Source organism: Acidisarcina sp., from assembly GCA_035539175.1.
Taxonomy (GTDB): Bacteria; Acidobacteriota; Terriglobia; order Terriglobales; family Acidobacteriaceae; genus JANXZS01.
On the sequence record DATLIY010000008.1, the window covers coordinates 21,573 to 36,041 of the forward strand.

The window sequence follows — 14,469 nt, forward strand, 5'->3', positions numbered from 1 at the left end:
CGTCACGATGCCTATTCTGGATTGTCGCCGTCATCCAAACCAAGCTCCGGCGTTCTCCACACAATATTCTTCTTCATGGCGAGAAAGCCTGTAGGCCGGTAGAGTCTCATCTCGAAGTGAAGAACCTTTGCGTCGCTGGCGGCCCACTTCGCAATAATCTCCTGGGGAGGTCCGACGGCCGTCAATTCCTGCTCGGAGCCGGCTATCTTCTTGCCATTTTGATCAAGGACCACCCATTCCACCCGGTAGTTCTTTAGATCGTAGGATGGCAATTCATTCTCGGCACGACGGCGGATCCCCGCAGTGAACCCGACAGGAGTTCCCTTATCGTCGTATCTCCACTTGACCTCGATATGCGCCGGAGAATTCTCCATCTGCCATGCGTAATAGGAGGGTCGGCGTTGGCGATTTTTATCAACTAATCCATGATCGACAAAGTCGTCCTGCTGGCCGGGCCGCAGGTTATGAAACGAGTGGTAGTCCTGGTAGCACCAGAACAATGCGCCTGCAATCCAGTCGCGCTGGGCAAATAAAGCAAGCTGCTTGTGAATGATCTCTACGCGCACCACGTCCGCCGCCTGTGTACTGGTCGCATAAATACCGGGAGTACCAAACTCCGAAACGATGACCATCTTCCCCGGATATCCCTTTTCAATCCGGTCCAGCGCGGGGGGCAGCATGCTCTCCGGACCGTCCCAGGATCCAAAGTATTCGTTCCACATAATGAAGTCTGCCAGGCTGGATGCATTCGTCGCCGGATCGTTTACGAACGCAATCATGTCATCGGCAAAGCTCACAAACCGCCGAGGATCCAATTGCTTCACAAACGGATACATCGTCTTGAAATATTCGATTCCGCCTGGCGTATTCGTGGCGCTCTCATTGTCCACGCTCCAGGCAAAGATGCTTGGGTGGTTATAATTCTGCTCAATCAGTTCCTGCATCTCCCGCTTGGCGAGCGCGATGACTTTGGGATCCCTCATCTGCTTCTCGCTGAACTGCCACATCGGAATTTCCGGAATCATCAGAATGCCGTTCTTATCGGCATAGTCGTAGATCAGCGGATGCTGCGGGTAGTGAACCGGGCGCGCCAGTGTGGTTTGCAGGTTCTTCAGATCGTCATAGTCATGCTTGATCGTTCCCCTGGTCTCGGCAGTCCCCTCCCACGGGGAATCTTCATGGCGAGAGAGGCCGCTCAACCGAACTCGGGCTTCGTTCAGATAAAGTTTGCGGTCGCGAATCGTTACTGTTCGCACACCAAAGTTATCGCGGATGGAATCGGATTGCTTCCCGTCCCGGCTTTGCAAGCTCGCGTCCATCCGGTAGAGATAGGGGTGATCGAAGTCCCACAGATGCGCGTGCTTCAACGTAAGGGAGAGGCTCACATCCTGAGAGCCGGGAGCGATCTGCACCCACTTCTCCACGGTCGCCTCATCCGCGCTGTCCGTCAGTGAGTGAGCCGCCAGCCGCACGAGCACATCCTGCGTCCTGGTTCCATGATTCTCGACCCGCAGATTGTCGCGTATCTCTGCATCGCCATTCGATGGAGTCGCGTCGATGTGCTGCCAGCGCAGCACGGTTTCATCGCCCGCCGTCAGCCACACACCGCGAATGATGCCGCCATATGGCCACCAATCGTAGATGGTTGACTCCGGACCGGACTTCAGGGGAATGCCGGGGATCGTATCCACCTTAGGTTCGTTGTTGATCTCCACGGCCAGAAAGTTGACGTCCTTAAGATAGGGAGTGGCGTCGAAATAGTACTCGGTGAACCCGCCCTCGTGCTCTCCAAGCAGGTGGCCGTTCAACCAGACGCGCGACGCATAGAATGTCGCCCCAAAGTGGATTTCGATGCGCCTGGTTTGCAGCGCTGGATCTCGTGCAAATGTTTTGAAGTACCAGGCATCGCCCTCGTATCTGTAGTGCTCGCCAATGTTCCAGGTATGCGGCAGCGACACTTCCTCGGTCTGCGCAGGAAGAGCGTTCGACCAGCCCGTTTGCATCCCTGCTTTGGATGGGTCCACTCGGAAGTGCCAGTCTTCATTCAGATCGATTCTCGTCGAGCACGCTCCCGCCGCACTCATCGACAGGACGGCGCATAGCACCCCGCATACGAAGAGGCCCTTCCTGACAGCGGATTGGAAGATCATGCGAGCCCTCCGCCATCGACAATCAGGTAGGCTCCGGTAACCCAGGAAGCCATCGGGCTGGCGAGATAGAGCACGGCATTCGCCACGTCTTCAGGAGTGCCTAGGCGGGCCAGTGGCCTGTTGGCTGCCTCCCGCATAAACTGTTCTCGATCCTCTCCCAGCTGCTGGCACTCACTGCGCAACATCGGCGTATCGGTGTCGCCTGGGCATACGCAGTTCACACGGATATTGTGCGGGCCATGATCGATCGCCATAGCCCGGGTAAGATTCAGCACGCCGCCCTTGGCCGCGCAGTAGGAAGCCGCACGCGCACCACCCTTCAGCGACCAGCCGGACGCGGTGTTGATCACTGCGCCTCCGCCGGCCTGGATCATGTGCGGAATCACGTGATGCGAGAGCGTATAGATGCCCTTGAGCGTCACGTCCAGCGCAAGATCCCACTCAGCCTCCTCCAGATCTACTACCGATTTGCGAATCGCGACACCAGCGTTGTTGCAGAGTATGTCAATCTTTCCGAACGATTGGATGACGCTTTCGGTTGCTGCTTTACATGCAGCAACCGATCGCACATCACACTCGATGAAGCGGGCGTTTTTCCCCGCGTCTCTAAGTTCCGATGCAGCCGCCTCGCCATTGGTTCTGTTGATATCGAGAACAGCTACCGCGGCGCCCATCTCCGCCAGGCGCGTACAGATAGCCCGGCCAATGCCCGATCCTCCGCCTGTCACTACCCCAACCTTCCCTTCGAGGGAAAGTAACTCGCTTGCCCGATCTTTCATTTCCATGAAGCTTCCTGTCCTTTACTTGCCGCCGCAGTCCGGCAGCGCAGATTAAAAACCGATAGCCCGTAGAGCGCGTTCCGCCGCATCGAGTGTGAGGGATACATCCTCTTCGGTATGAGCAACGGTCGCGTTGAAGTGCAGCGTAGGTGCGGGCGTCATGTAGATTCCCGATTCGAGCATCTTCTGTACAAATCGGCGATAGAGGCTCTGGTCCACGTGGCCGCAGTACTCGCGATAATTCGAAATCGATGACCGCTCCGTGAACATGATCTGAAAGAGCGGCCCTACACGCTGAACGATCGCTGGAACGGACATCCGCGTGAATAGACCGCTCAAGCCATCGCACATCGCTTCTGCAATCGACAGAGAGTGTTTGATGGCTTCACCGTCGTTGGCGGTCAGCTTTTTCAGATTTGCGCGAGCAGCGAATAACCCAATGCGCGATCCATTTTGCGTTCCATAATGCAGCACGCCACCCCAGCCGAGAGCATTCATAATCTCCGCCCTGCCGACGACAGCCGCAACCGGCAATCCGCACCCCAGAGCTTTCCCCAAAGTGGAGATATCCGGCGACAGCCCGTAATATTCCTGGCAGCCGCCCGCAGACACGCGAAACCCCGTAACCGTCTCGTCCAGAACGAAGAGGATCCCGTTTTTTCTGGCGAGCTTTTCAACCGATTTTAGATAGCCAGCGGCCTGGGGAATCACACCCATGTTGCTCATGACGCCCTCGGTGAGAATCGCAGCAATCTGGCCCGGGTGGTTCGCAATCGCTCTCTCCAGAGCCGGCAGATCGTTCCATGGAACAACGATCGTGTCGTCCTGGGCGTGCCGGTTCAACCCTGAACTGTCGGGTATTTTGACGGGATCGGAAGGAAGGCCCAGAGCATGAACGGGCATGGGATGGGAGTTGAGGAGAACATCGTCCCACCACCCGTGATAGTGGCCCTCGAACTTCACGATCTTCGCGCGTCCCGTGTAACCGCGAGCCAATCGCATCGCAGCCATCACAGATTCGGTGCCGGTATTGGTAAAGCGTACACGCTCCGCGGAGGGAACCAGCCGTTGAATCGCCTCCGCCAACTCAACTTCAATCTCAGTGGCAGTGGCAAAATGAGCTCCTGTGGTAGCCGCATGGTAAATCGCCTCGGTCACCGACGCATCGGCATGGCCGAGAGGAACCACTCCGAAACCCATCATCCAATCGACATATTCATTGCCATTCGCGTCCCATATGCGCGAGCCCTTTCCGGATTGCATGTAGAGCGGATACTTGCCGTAATTGGCCGGTCCCCGCGAAGGCGAACTACTGCCTTCGATCAACAGCTCGAGCGAGCGCTGATAGAGGTCCTTCGACTTCCCGGTGTCCAGCGCAGCATTGCAGTTGTCTATCTGCGTGATCATCTCATCCTCACTCCCTGTTTTTCTGCATAGGCACGGAAACGCGCCGCGAGCTCTCTGGCCTGCTCGTGAACATCCCGAATGGTGACTCGGTCTGGGGCATAGCCAATAAGGTCGCGCAACACTTTGGCGCCCTCTTCGCCGATGACCGCTGTCCCGTCTTTGCGGATCTCCTGTATCCCGTCAAAACGGTGGGATGCTTCGTTGATGGCAAGAGCGGTGTCTTGGGAAATTGGTCCCAGGTCCAGCGAGATTCCGCCGCGGTCCACAGATACCGGATACCCTCCAGCGAGCCCCGATGGCCCGGGCACATGCAGGCGAGTAGGCGTTTCACCTTGCAGCGCAAGAATCAACCGCACGGTTGCGCTCGCAGTTAGAAAATGTGTCGCAGGCCCGGTTGGCACAGTAAACCGAGAAAAGAGGAGTGACCGGCAGTCCAACTCATCGGTGATCTCTCTTCCTCTGCATTGAATTTTGAGAAGAAATGGCGGCAACTCCTCATTGAGCTCCGGAGATCGTTCGCGAAACACATATCTCTCCAGGGCATGATGCGCAACCAGGGAAACCTGCACGTCGCCCGTTGGAGCCTGCAATGCCTCCGCTGCAAGCTGCTGCACCTTCGTAGCCATCTCCGCTACATTGCCAATGCCGCAGGTCGGCGCCAGGCCAACTCTGCCGAGCATGCAGTTCACCACATCCGGATAAGGCGCGGTAATGGTGAATCCCGTGTGGCCCGACATCTTCACCGCTCGCATCAACTCCAAAGTTGGCGCAAGATGCACCGGGAGCCAGACGCCAAAGCCCGCGCCCCGCACCAGCAACGCCTGCTCAGGTGGCAGCAGGTCCGGCAGCCACCAGGTGCTCATCGTGGCAGTGCTGAAGAGGATTGTCGGTTTTTCCCGGTGGATGGTCTCCGCCGTCTGCTGGATCTGTTCGAGATTTAAGGGAACGACGCGAACCACCGGATTGCATCCTTGCGCCAGCGCTCCCAGGCGAAGAAGACGGCAGCGGGATTCTGCCTGCTCCGGATTCCGCGAGCCGACCACTATCTCGATTGGGACAGGAATTCGAGCCAACAGCTCAAGAACAATACTTCCCAGATCGCCCAGACCGATCAACATCAGCTTCGTATTCGGCACAACCTCCACGGTCCAGTTCTCCTCTATCTTGCGCGAATTGGCGCTTCAGTCGGTGGCGTCAGTCCAGCTTCGATGACGCTGAGGAAGCCCATCAGTGCTCCCCAGGAATGGAACCGATCGCTCGACAAGCGAGGGTCCTCCCCACTTCCTGAAATCGAAGAGTAATTCTCACAGATCAGACCGTCCTTGCGCCATTGCTGGAGAAACATCTCCCGCGAACTCTCGGCCAGAGCCTTTCTTTCCTTCTCGAAGCCGTACTCCCGCAGGCCGAGATAGACGAGAAAATTCAACGGAGGCCAGACAGCTCCTTTCCAATATCGCTGCGCAGGAAAGGAGGGGTCGTTGCGAGCTGCCGACGGCAGCATGAACTCCCCATAGAACTCGGCAGGATTCATGTAGTGGTCCTGAATCATACGCCTCGCCTTGTCCTTATCCGGTATTCCGGCAAGCAAGGGATAAAACATCGTTGGAGAGAGCCGATGGGACAGCTCGCCCGTATCCGTCCGACGATTCAAATAGAGGGAACTCTTTGCGTCCCAGAGCGAGGCCATCGCCGTGGAGACCTTAACTCCCCTGGCATTCAACTCCTCCGCTTCCTCTTTGCGGCCGAGCAGAGTGGCAATCTCCTCCAGCGCCTCGCAGTCTGCGACATACAGACTGTTGAGCCCAACGTCCTGAAGCTCCAGCACGCCGCGCGATGCATTGAATGGAACTCCTTCGTACATCGGCGAGTCGTCCATGCCGGATTCGTAACCAGCAGTGATCGCGCTGTGCGCATCCGGGTCCCCGTAGGGATTCTGTGCCACACTTGACCCGTAGCTTAGCAAGCCGCCGTTGAAGCGATCCTTGAACCACCATCGGTTCCAGCGCAGAAGATCGTCGAAGGAAGCCTCCAGCAGCCATCTCTCTGGATATCGCTTATAGATCTCCTTCAGCATGAGCGCCCCCACAGGGGGCTGGGAATGGTCCCATGACTTGGTCCCATTGCCCCGGTCGTCGTTTGGGATGAACCCATCGTCCGTCATACTGCGAAGATGTTCGAGGAAATTCGCGTAGGCCAGATCGCGGCTGTAAAGAGAAGCCATGTACGAAAGAAAAAAATTATCCCATCCGAACAGGCAAAACCCGCCATACTCTTCGTTCCATAGCCTGCCTACCGTCGAGACGACGCGATCATATTTGGGCTCGTAAATGGTGTTCCACGCCAGTCCAGATTCCACCGCCAGGTAGGTCTCCGCCAACGATCCACTGAAGGCTGCCCGGCTCTCCACCTCGTGCCGTTTGTGCGCAATCAAGCGCTGCATCTCCTCCACTGAGCGAGGTTTGGAGGTGCTCACTCCGATCGGCGCATTCAGCAGAACCGCGATGTAGGGCGTCCGGGAAGGAACACACGGATCCTCTACCTCGGTTCCTGTAACGTAAAACTCCACGTTGCGCGTGGATAGCTCTCCTTGCAGCGACCGCTCACTCCGAGAGAGCAATCCGGCGCGATTCCAGAGCATCCCAATTTGCACAACTGCTGTTACAGGATGCGCCGGACGCTTCAGCGGAGAGACCAGCATCACAAGTTCCCCTCCGTCAGCCGCGGTTTCGATGCGTGCATCGACGTCACGCCAGTGCAGCTCAAATTCGCTGTAGCTTCCATCGAGAGCATGCAACCCGGGCCGGATTCGCTCGGCATTCGGGGTGGTGCGCCCGATTAGGGCAGTATCCAGATACTCATTGCCAATCCATGTTGTTTGCTTGAAACCAATCTGGACAGAGATTCCCTCGGGCAGCAGCACCTGCGAGAGAATATTGCGGCTATCCCAGGTTCCCCACCCCTTTGCCAGACGCTTCTTAGTTTGCAAGTATTCGGTGCGCTCATACGCCTTGGGCAGCGCCGCACCAAAGAGAACCGGGGGCATGCACGACAAAACAAGCATCACCCCCAGCATCTTCGTCAAACTGCTGTGGCGGCCAAAGATGCTGCGCGTGCCAACACCTGCGACGGCGCGCGCTTCACCAGTTAGAAAACGCGGTGACAGTCTCCTGGCGAGCCGCAGCGTGACATTGAATTTTCTTTCCGTCGTCATGATTCCTGCAGTCGCCACAAGCGTTGTGTTCCGGAGATCCCGTCGCGTTTATCTTCTTCCTGCCTTCTTGCGATAAGCGCGCCAGGTCATGGCCCACATCGAGGGATCTTCCAGAGGGGCCTGATCGTCGATCCGGTGCGTTGTGCTGTTGTGAGGCGCACGCTTCACCATCTCAGAATCCGAATATGCCTCGCCCGCAACTTTGCTGAGCACTTGTGCATATTCATCGAGCTCCCGTTGCGAGTACGATTCTGTCGGCTCAATCGTACATGGCTCGGGCACTACATGAGGATGATGACTGGTCCAGTAGTGCACGCCATAATCCGCAGCCCGGATTCCGATGTCGTGCGAACCGACGCCTGTAGCCTTCGTCAGCTTCTCCCAGCTATAGCGAACTTGCTCGATGCGATGTCGCCCCTCGGCAAACGGCGCGGTGAGCCCAGGAATCTTTAGAAGTTTCGACAGCATATAGTTGTTGTTGAGGACAGCAACCTTAGCCACCTCCAGCAAGCCCTTCGCTCCCAGACTCGCGGCCCACGCATAGGCTCTCAGAACATTCGAGGCGCAGCCATAGGTGAAGGAGACCTTCCCTATGCTCTCCGGCCTGTTCCAATCCAGGAAGTAGCGCGTGCCGTCAAATTCGACAGTCGGTGTCGGCAGAAAGGGCGCCAGCGCCGCAGTAACCCCAACGGGTCCGGAGCCTGGGCCTCCGCTGCCATGAGGAATCGAGAATGTCTTGTGCAGATTGAATTGACACAAATCGAATCCTGCCTCGCGGGCACGTGTGATTCCAAGGATCCCATTCGCATTCGCCTGGTCATAGCAACAGAGCCCGCCTGCGTCATGCACAATGCGCGTAAAGGTATCGATGTATGGATTGAAGATTCCAGTATCTTCAGGATTGGTGATGATCATCCCAGCCGTGCGTGAGGAGACGGCGGCTTCCAGCGCCTGCACCGTGGGATATCCGTTGGGACCAATGGGCAAGGTGATGACGTCAAACCCCGCCACGCGCGCGCAGGCCGCATCGGAAGGATGAGAGAACAGAGTGGTGATGATCTCCTTCCTCGTCTCGCCTTCGCCGCGCGACTCGTGATAGGCGCGGATCATGGCTGCATTGGTATAGATTCCCGCTGATCCCGAACGCGGCTGAAAGGAGAAGCGGTCGAGTCCCGACACTTGTTTCAGCACTTGCTCAAAACGGTAAATCGCGGCAAGCATGCCCTGCACGGTAGATTCCGGCTGGTATGGATGAAGAGCCGCAACTTCAGCGCAGCGCCCGAACTGCTCATTGACCTTGGGGCTGTACTTCATCGTGCAGGTGCCTTGTCCAATATCGACATTCAAATCCGCGCCGAGATTCTCCTGCGAGAGGCGCAGATAATGCCTCACCACCTGCGGCTCCGGAAGCTCTGGCAGTCCGAGCGGAGAGCTCCTGAGCATGCTCGGCGGAATCGCCGACTCAATCGTGCCCACTTCCGAACGAATCTCTTCTTCAACCTCCGGCAGCAGAGCACCGCGGCTTCCAGCGTCAGACAGTTCGAAGATGATCGGCTCATCCCACTGTGCCTGGTGAAACCTGCGCAGACGCGGCTTGCCGTTCGCCTGTCGCTTTGACGTTATATCCTGCATGTCGCCTCCAATACCTCGCTGAGCACGTTTGCCAGCTTGTCGATGTCTTCTTTTGTATGGATCTCAGTCACGCAGAAGAGAGCCGAATTGCCTAGTTCGGGAAAATCTCGTTCGAGCGACTTGCCTCCAAAAATATCTGCCTTGAGCAATTCCTCATTGATCTCGGAGACGCTCTTGCCCGTGTCGTCGAAGTTGACGACGAACTCTTTAAAGAAGGGCGAGGGATACAGAGGGGCGCGCACACCGGGAATGCTGGAGAGACGCTGCGCCGCATAGTGGGAGCGGTGCAGGATGCCTTGGCCAAGCTCTCTCATCCCGGTCGGCCCCATCAACGCCAGATAGACGCCGGCCGTAATGCCCCACAGCGCGGCTGCGGTTCCCACAAACTCAACGCCTTTCTCGCGTTGAGCAAACGAGGTGCGCTCATACGCCACATCGCCAAAGCCGTACTCACCCTCGACCGAAGTTGGAACGATGCCGAAGAGCCGGGAGGGAAACTGGTTCACAAACTTCGTCTCGTCGCGCGTTGCGATAAAGCCGCCATGTCCGCCGCCGAACTGCATGTGAACGCCAAGGCATTGAATGTCGCCGCAAACAATATCGGCGCCATAGTCGGCAGGAGGTTTCAGAATTCCGAGAGAGCTGGGATCTGCGCCAACAACCGCCAGCGCACCGCAGGCATGCGCCATATCGACGATCTCTTGTCCCTCTTCAATGGCGCCAAAATAAGTTGGATTGTCGAAATAGACTGCGGCGACATCCTTCGACAACATGCTTTGCAGAGACTCGCGATCGAGCAAGCCCGTATCGGCGGAATAAGGAATCACTTCGATGCTATGGTCGGACCGGCAATAGCCGCGAATGTGGCTCAGCTTGTCCGGGTTAATGCCATGGGAGACCAGAAGTCTGCGCCTGCCCGTAATCCGCCCCGCCATTCGAAGGGACGTCGCCGCAGCCTGGCATCCATCGTAAGTTGGCACATTCACCACATCCATATTGAGCAGCTCGCCCATCATGCTGGTGTATTCCCACAGCGCCTGGAATCGTCCATGGTCTTCGTAGGGCTCACCGGCGTATGCCGTCAGGAACTCACTGCGCGCATTCACCTCATCGCATACTGCGGGAACGAAGTGCTGGTAGCATCCGGCTCCCAGAAAACTCAAGGCGTGCCTGCAGTGTTGATTCTGTCCCAGCAACCGCTCCATGTGGCGGCGGAGTGCAGCTTCGCTATCGAGGGCAGGAGGAAGTTGCATCTCCCCGGTGTAGCGGAGGCGCTCGGGAATATCCTGGTATAACTCTTCGATGGCCTCAACTCCAATCTCATCGAGCATGCGCTTCTGCACTGCTGGATTGGAGTTCGGGATGTACGGGTGCGGTCGTGTAGGCTGCTGCGGCATGGATTCCTCTGACTCAGATAGTTGGCCCAACCAAAGCTCTGGGCGATGCGGAGAGTGGTGCGGAGCGGCTCACCCCGAATAGAGGAGCCACTCCGCACGTTGTGCGATGAAGGATCCAGAAGCTCAGAACTTAACGTTCAGCGCCAACTGGAGAATGCGTGGAGCGTAGGTGGTTGTGGCCTGCCCGAACGTCGAGCCGTTCAAGCTGGTAGTAACCGCAAGGAACTGCGTGTGGTTGAGAACATTGAATGCGTCCACACGAAACTCCGTATTCAGGCGCTCAAAGATCTGTGTTGACTTGGCAAGGCTCAGATCGAAGTTCGTTCTCCCCGGCCCGCGGAAGAGGTTGCGCGGCGTTCCATATGTGCGGAGCGCCGGATTCGATAAGATGCAATCCCGCGATGCGAATTCGTGGCCGGCAACCTGCTGGCTGCATGGCACGCCATTCACCGGATCATCTAGGAGCGAAACATATTGAGCATTGGTAAATGTTTTGGGGTCGAAGTACGTCAAGTTTGAAGGCGAGAGTTGATGTGTTTTGACGGACTTGAATCCGGTGGCAAACAGCGCATTCGTAAGTGCAGGATCTCCTGCGCCCGAGGAGCCAGGATCATTGTCGCCAGTCGACGGATAGGCTGCATTTACCGAGAACGGGAACCCGTTGCGGAAGGTTACGATGGGCGAGAGCCTCCACCCATTCGTGATCCGCGACGGCCCGCTTGCCCACAGACGATCGAACGGCAGATCCCATCCTCCGCTGAAGGCAATCGTGTTCCGCACGTCGAAGTCCGACGATGCCCGGAACACGTTCGGACTGTAGAAGGGCACGAACTGGCTGCGATTCGCTCTGCCGCTCACGTTATCGATGCTGTGCGACCACGTATAGGACAAGGTGAAGTATGCCTTGCCAAGCTTCGTATCGCCCGACTGCTTGGTCAGCGACGATTGCAGGCCGCTATAGAGAGCATTGCCGCCATTGGTGTACACCGGGAACTGACCGATGAAGGGGCATTCCGAAGTGGCCGGATCGAGCTGGGAGCACTCCGCCAAAATCGTCGGATTGGTCTGGTTCCGCTCAAGAACTCGATTCGTCGTGCCCAGAGTCATCGGATTGAAGTACTTCGCGGCGATCAGCTTTCGCGACATACTTCCTACATACGCGACGGTCGCAATGAGCGAGGGACGAAGCTCATGCTGAACACTCAGGTTGTACTGGTAGATGTATGGAGTTCTCACGTGCGGATCATCGGTGGTCGCATTGAACGGCCCAAAGCTCTTGATCCAGTCCGTGATATTCGCTGAGGATGGCGTTGGAAATGCATCGTTAACTCCGCCTACTCCATACGGAACCTGCAGCGCGGACTTTTGTCCCGGAGCAAAAGTCGGCGTTGAATAGAATCCGAAGTACTCATAGGAAGCAAATGGCTGTGCACCATTCTGGTCAATGTTGTCGCGCCCGTTCAGCACATCGAAGAAGACTCCTGCGCCGCCACGAATGCTTGTCTTCTCTCCCTTCCACGGACTCCAGGCAAATCCGACGCGCGGCGCGAAGTTCTCTTGTCAGGAAAATAGAGGCCCGTCGGTGCTCCCTTGTCGCCCGGAAACACCAGCCCCTTCGGCGCCGCGGGAAAGCGCGTCGATTGCAGGCCAGGGATGATGCCGTCCGTTCTGCCCAGGGTGTCCGTCTTCGGGGAGTTGTACTCGTAACGAAGGCCAACAGTAAGCGTCAGGTGGTTGTTTACGCGCAATTCGTCCTGACCGAATAGATACGTCGCCTTGGTGCGGATGTTGTTGGGAGCCGATGGCCCCTGCTCAAAGTTGGCGGCATTCCCCAGCAGAAAATCCGCAAACTGATTTCCGATGCTGTTGGGACGTCCGTTGTCGCCAAACTGGTAGTCTGCATTTGCGGCATACGAGTAACGCAGATTGTCCTGGAAAGCGGAGAAGCCCGCGCCAAACTTCCAGTTGTTCCGGCCCTTGCTCCAGGTGAAGTTATCGGAGTAAGACCACGTTGTATCGGGCAGAGTCGTAGGCCCATTGAGATTAAATCCCAGGGCAAGGCCATTGTCGAAGTACACGCTTGAGGGCCCGTAGGTGATGTCGGGATGGATCTGAATCCCCAGCTTATTCGGACCCGGCAGGCTCTGAACGGCTGTGTCGTTCAGTGCGTAGCTCCGCTGAACCGTAAAGCGGAAGTCATTCAACACCGCAGGCGAAAAGATCTTGAGATAAGCAATGTTCGCAAAATACTGGTGCTGCTTGGTCGTGTCGTCATAGCCAGGTACATTCGCCGAACCATCGCCAAAGGGCAGCAACTGGTCCACGCGATTTCCGCCCAGACTCACAGTGATCTTGTCCGAATCCCTGGGCTGAAAATCGAGCTTGATCGACAATTCGTTTCTGTTATCCGTGCTCCCTGCCGATGAGTTGAGAATGCCCGTGGAGGAGGTCGGAATCAGCTTCGAAGCGAAGTAGGCCGCGGCCACTGGATCAATCTTCGCGGGGTTGATGGTCGCCGGTCCCGCCGCATACTCCGGGTGAGCCTGCAGGAAGGCCGCTACGCTCGGGTCAGGACCACCTGCGTTGGACTTGGAAAAATCACCCTTCGCCTCGGCCGGAGTGAAGGTCGGAATGTTGGTCTGCGCAACGCTCTGCACCTGCCGCTGCCCCTGATAGGAGACAAAGAAGAAGTTACGATCTCTGCTGCGCGCAATCCCGGGAAGCAACAGCGGTCCCCCAAGGGTGGCACCGTATTGATTGCGCTTTAACGCATCCTTCGGAAGGCCAGCTCGCTTGGTGAAGAAGCTGTTCGCATCGAGCGCGTCGTTGCGCAGGAAGTCATACACGCTGCCATGAAGGTCGCGCGTGCCGGACTTGGTCACCACGCTGATAATGCCACCGCCGTTGCGCCCATACTCGGCCGTGTAGTTGCTGCTCAGAATGCGAAACTCAGCGACCGAGTCCGGGTTCGGGTTGAAAACCACCGAATTGCGCAGCAGATTCGTATTCAGTCCGCCATCCAGCAGATAGGTAACCGCATCCGTTCTGCCTCCCGAGACGCTGAATCCGCCGCCGCCGGCATCCGGATTGGATTCTGTGACCCCTGGCTGCAATTGCGCCAACTGAAGGACGTTTCTGCCATTCAACGGAAGATTGGCAATTGCGGCGCCAACCACCGATCCGCCAACCGTTGGGTTCACCGTCTCCACACCAGTTACATCCGCATTCACGGTAACTACCTGGCTCGTCTCGCCCACGTTCAGCTTGATGTCGAAACGCAGAGCATTGTTAATCTCCAGCTTCTGCTCCTGGGTCACGACATTGCTGAATCCCTCGTGCTTCACCGACACCTTATAGGTGCCGATCGGCAGCGCTGAAACATCGAAATAGCCGTCTTTATTGGTTGTGGCGCTCTCGGTCCTCCCGGTTTCGGCATCGATTACCGATACGCTTGCGCCTGGAATCACCGCACCCTGCTGGTCAGACACCGTTCCGATCACTCGGCCGGTTGCGGTCTGTGCCCAACTCCGGCCGCACAGCAGAAATACAACCAGAGCGATAACTCCAAAGATTCTCATGGATTTGTACTTCATATTGCCTCCCAAAATGCCCGTAAAACTGCGGCCAAACGCCGGCCGGCATCCATTCATCCGTCACCTTCTCGGAGAAGAGGGGAACCGAGCTCGACGAGATCGGTAAACAATATGTGGGATCAAATACCGCTGTCAATACTTTCTTGCATGTCGTTTTGTATACAATCTCGCCTAGAAGAACCCACTGACAAATTGCCAGCTAACGCTCAGGAATAAATACCGTAGTAGCGTGCTCGCCATGGAGGCAGAGCGCGGCCTTTGAATTCCCTGTCCGGTGTTCGTCGATTTGAAAAGCCAGAA

Annotated in this window: 9 protein-coding genes; all 9 read right to left on the bottom strand. The window is 57.0% G+C overall.

What is annotated here, in order from left to right; all coding sequences use genetic code 11:
• Positions 1 to 11: 11 nt before the first annotated feature.
• Positions 12 to 2,150: a glycoside hydrolase family 2 TIM barrel-domain containing protein gene (locus VM554_08320; GenBank protein ID HVJ08377.1), complete on the bottom strand. Its 2,139-nt coding sequence runs from the start codon at positions 2,148 to 2,150 to the stop codon at positions 12 to 14.
• Positions 2,147 to 2,935: an SDR family oxidoreductase gene (locus VM554_08325; protein HVJ08378.1), complete on the bottom strand. Its 789-nt coding sequence runs from the start codon at positions 2,933 to 2,935 to the stop codon at positions 2,147 to 2,149. The genes VM554_08320 and VM554_08325 overlap by 4 nt, the downstream gene beginning before the upstream one ends.
• Positions 2,936 to 2,980: 45 nt before the next feature.
• Positions 2,981 to 4,336 (bottom strand): aspartate aminotransferase family protein, encoded by a 1,356-nt coding sequence (locus VM554_08330; GenBank protein ID HVJ08379.1) that lies wholly within the window; start codon positions 4,334 to 4,336, stop codon positions 2,981 to 2,983.
• On the bottom strand, positions 4,333 to 5,472 hold the full coding sequence (locus tag VM554_08335; protein HVJ08380.1) for a hypothetical protein: 1,140 nt from the start codon (positions 5,470 to 5,472) through the stop codon (positions 4,333 to 4,335). The genes VM554_08330 and VM554_08335 overlap by 4 nt, the downstream gene beginning before the upstream one ends.
• A gap of 23 nt (positions 5,473 to 5,495) precedes the next feature.
• Complete coding sequence (locus VM554_08340) at positions 5,496 to 7,547, bottom strand: trehalase family glycosidase (protein HVJ08381.1); 2,052 nt, start codon at positions 7,545 to 7,547, stop codon at positions 5,496 to 5,498.
• A 48-nt stretch (positions 7,548 to 7,595) separates the two neighbouring features.
• Positions 7,596 to 9,179 carry an aminomethyl-transferring glycine dehydrogenase subunit GcvPB gene (gcvPB, locus tag VM554_08345; protein ID HVJ08382.1) on the bottom strand — a complete coding sequence of 528 codons (1,584 nt, stop codon included), beginning with the start codon at positions 9,177 to 9,179 and terminating at the stop codon, positions 7,596 to 7,598.
• Positions 9,167 to 10,576, bottom strand: a complete 1,410-nt coding sequence (gene gcvPA / locus VM554_08350) for an aminomethyl-transferring glycine dehydrogenase subunit GcvPA (GenBank protein HVJ08383.1) — start codon at positions 10,574 to 10,576, stop codon at positions 9,167 to 9,169. The genes gcvPB and gcvPA overlap by 13 nt, the downstream gene beginning before the upstream one ends.
• A gap of 123 nt (positions 10,577 to 10,699) precedes the next feature.
• A complete protein-coding gene (locus VM554_08355; GenBank protein ID HVJ08384.1) occupies positions 10,700 to 12,043 on the bottom strand; it encodes a hypothetical protein in 1,344 nt (447 codons plus the stop codon).
• Entirely contained in the window at positions 12,037 to 14,169 is a 2,133-nt protein-coding gene (locus tag VM554_08360) for a TonB-dependent receptor (GenBank protein HVJ08385.1), read from the bottom strand. The genes VM554_08355 and VM554_08360 overlap by 7 nt, the downstream gene beginning before the upstream one ends.
• Positions 14,170 to 14,469: the final 300 nt, after the last annotated feature.

What these genes read in the sequence shown, in the direction of transcription:
- VM554_08320 (HVJ08377.1), bottom strand. Translation starts at nt 2,150, where the DNA reads ATGATCTTCCAATCCGCTGTCAGGAAGGGCCTCTTCGTATGCGGGGTG.
- VM554_08325 (HVJ08378.1), bottom strand. Translation starts at nt 2,935, where the DNA reads ATGGAAATGAAAGATCGGGCAAGCGAGTTACTTTCCCTCGAAGGGAAG.
- VM554_08330 (HVJ08379.1), bottom strand. Translation starts at nt 4,336, where the DNA reads ATGATCACGCAGATAGACAACTGCAATGCTGCGCTGGACACCGGGAAG.
- VM554_08340 (HVJ08381.1), bottom strand. Translation starts at nt 7,547, where the DNA reads ATGACGACGGAAAGAAAATTCAATGTCACGCTGCGGCTCGCCAGGAGA.
- gcvPB (HVJ08382.1), bottom strand. Translation starts at nt 9,179, where the DNA reads ATGCAGGATATAACGTCAAAGCGACAGGCGAACGGCAAGCCGCGTCTG.
- gcvPA (HVJ08383.1), bottom strand. Translation starts at nt 10,576, where the DNA reads ATGCCGCAGCAGCCTACACGACCGCACCCGTACATCCCGAACTCCAAT.
- VM554_08360 (HVJ08385.1), bottom strand. Translation starts at nt 14,169, where the DNA reads ATGAAGTACAAATCCATGAGAATCTTTGGAGTTATCGCTCTGGTTGTA.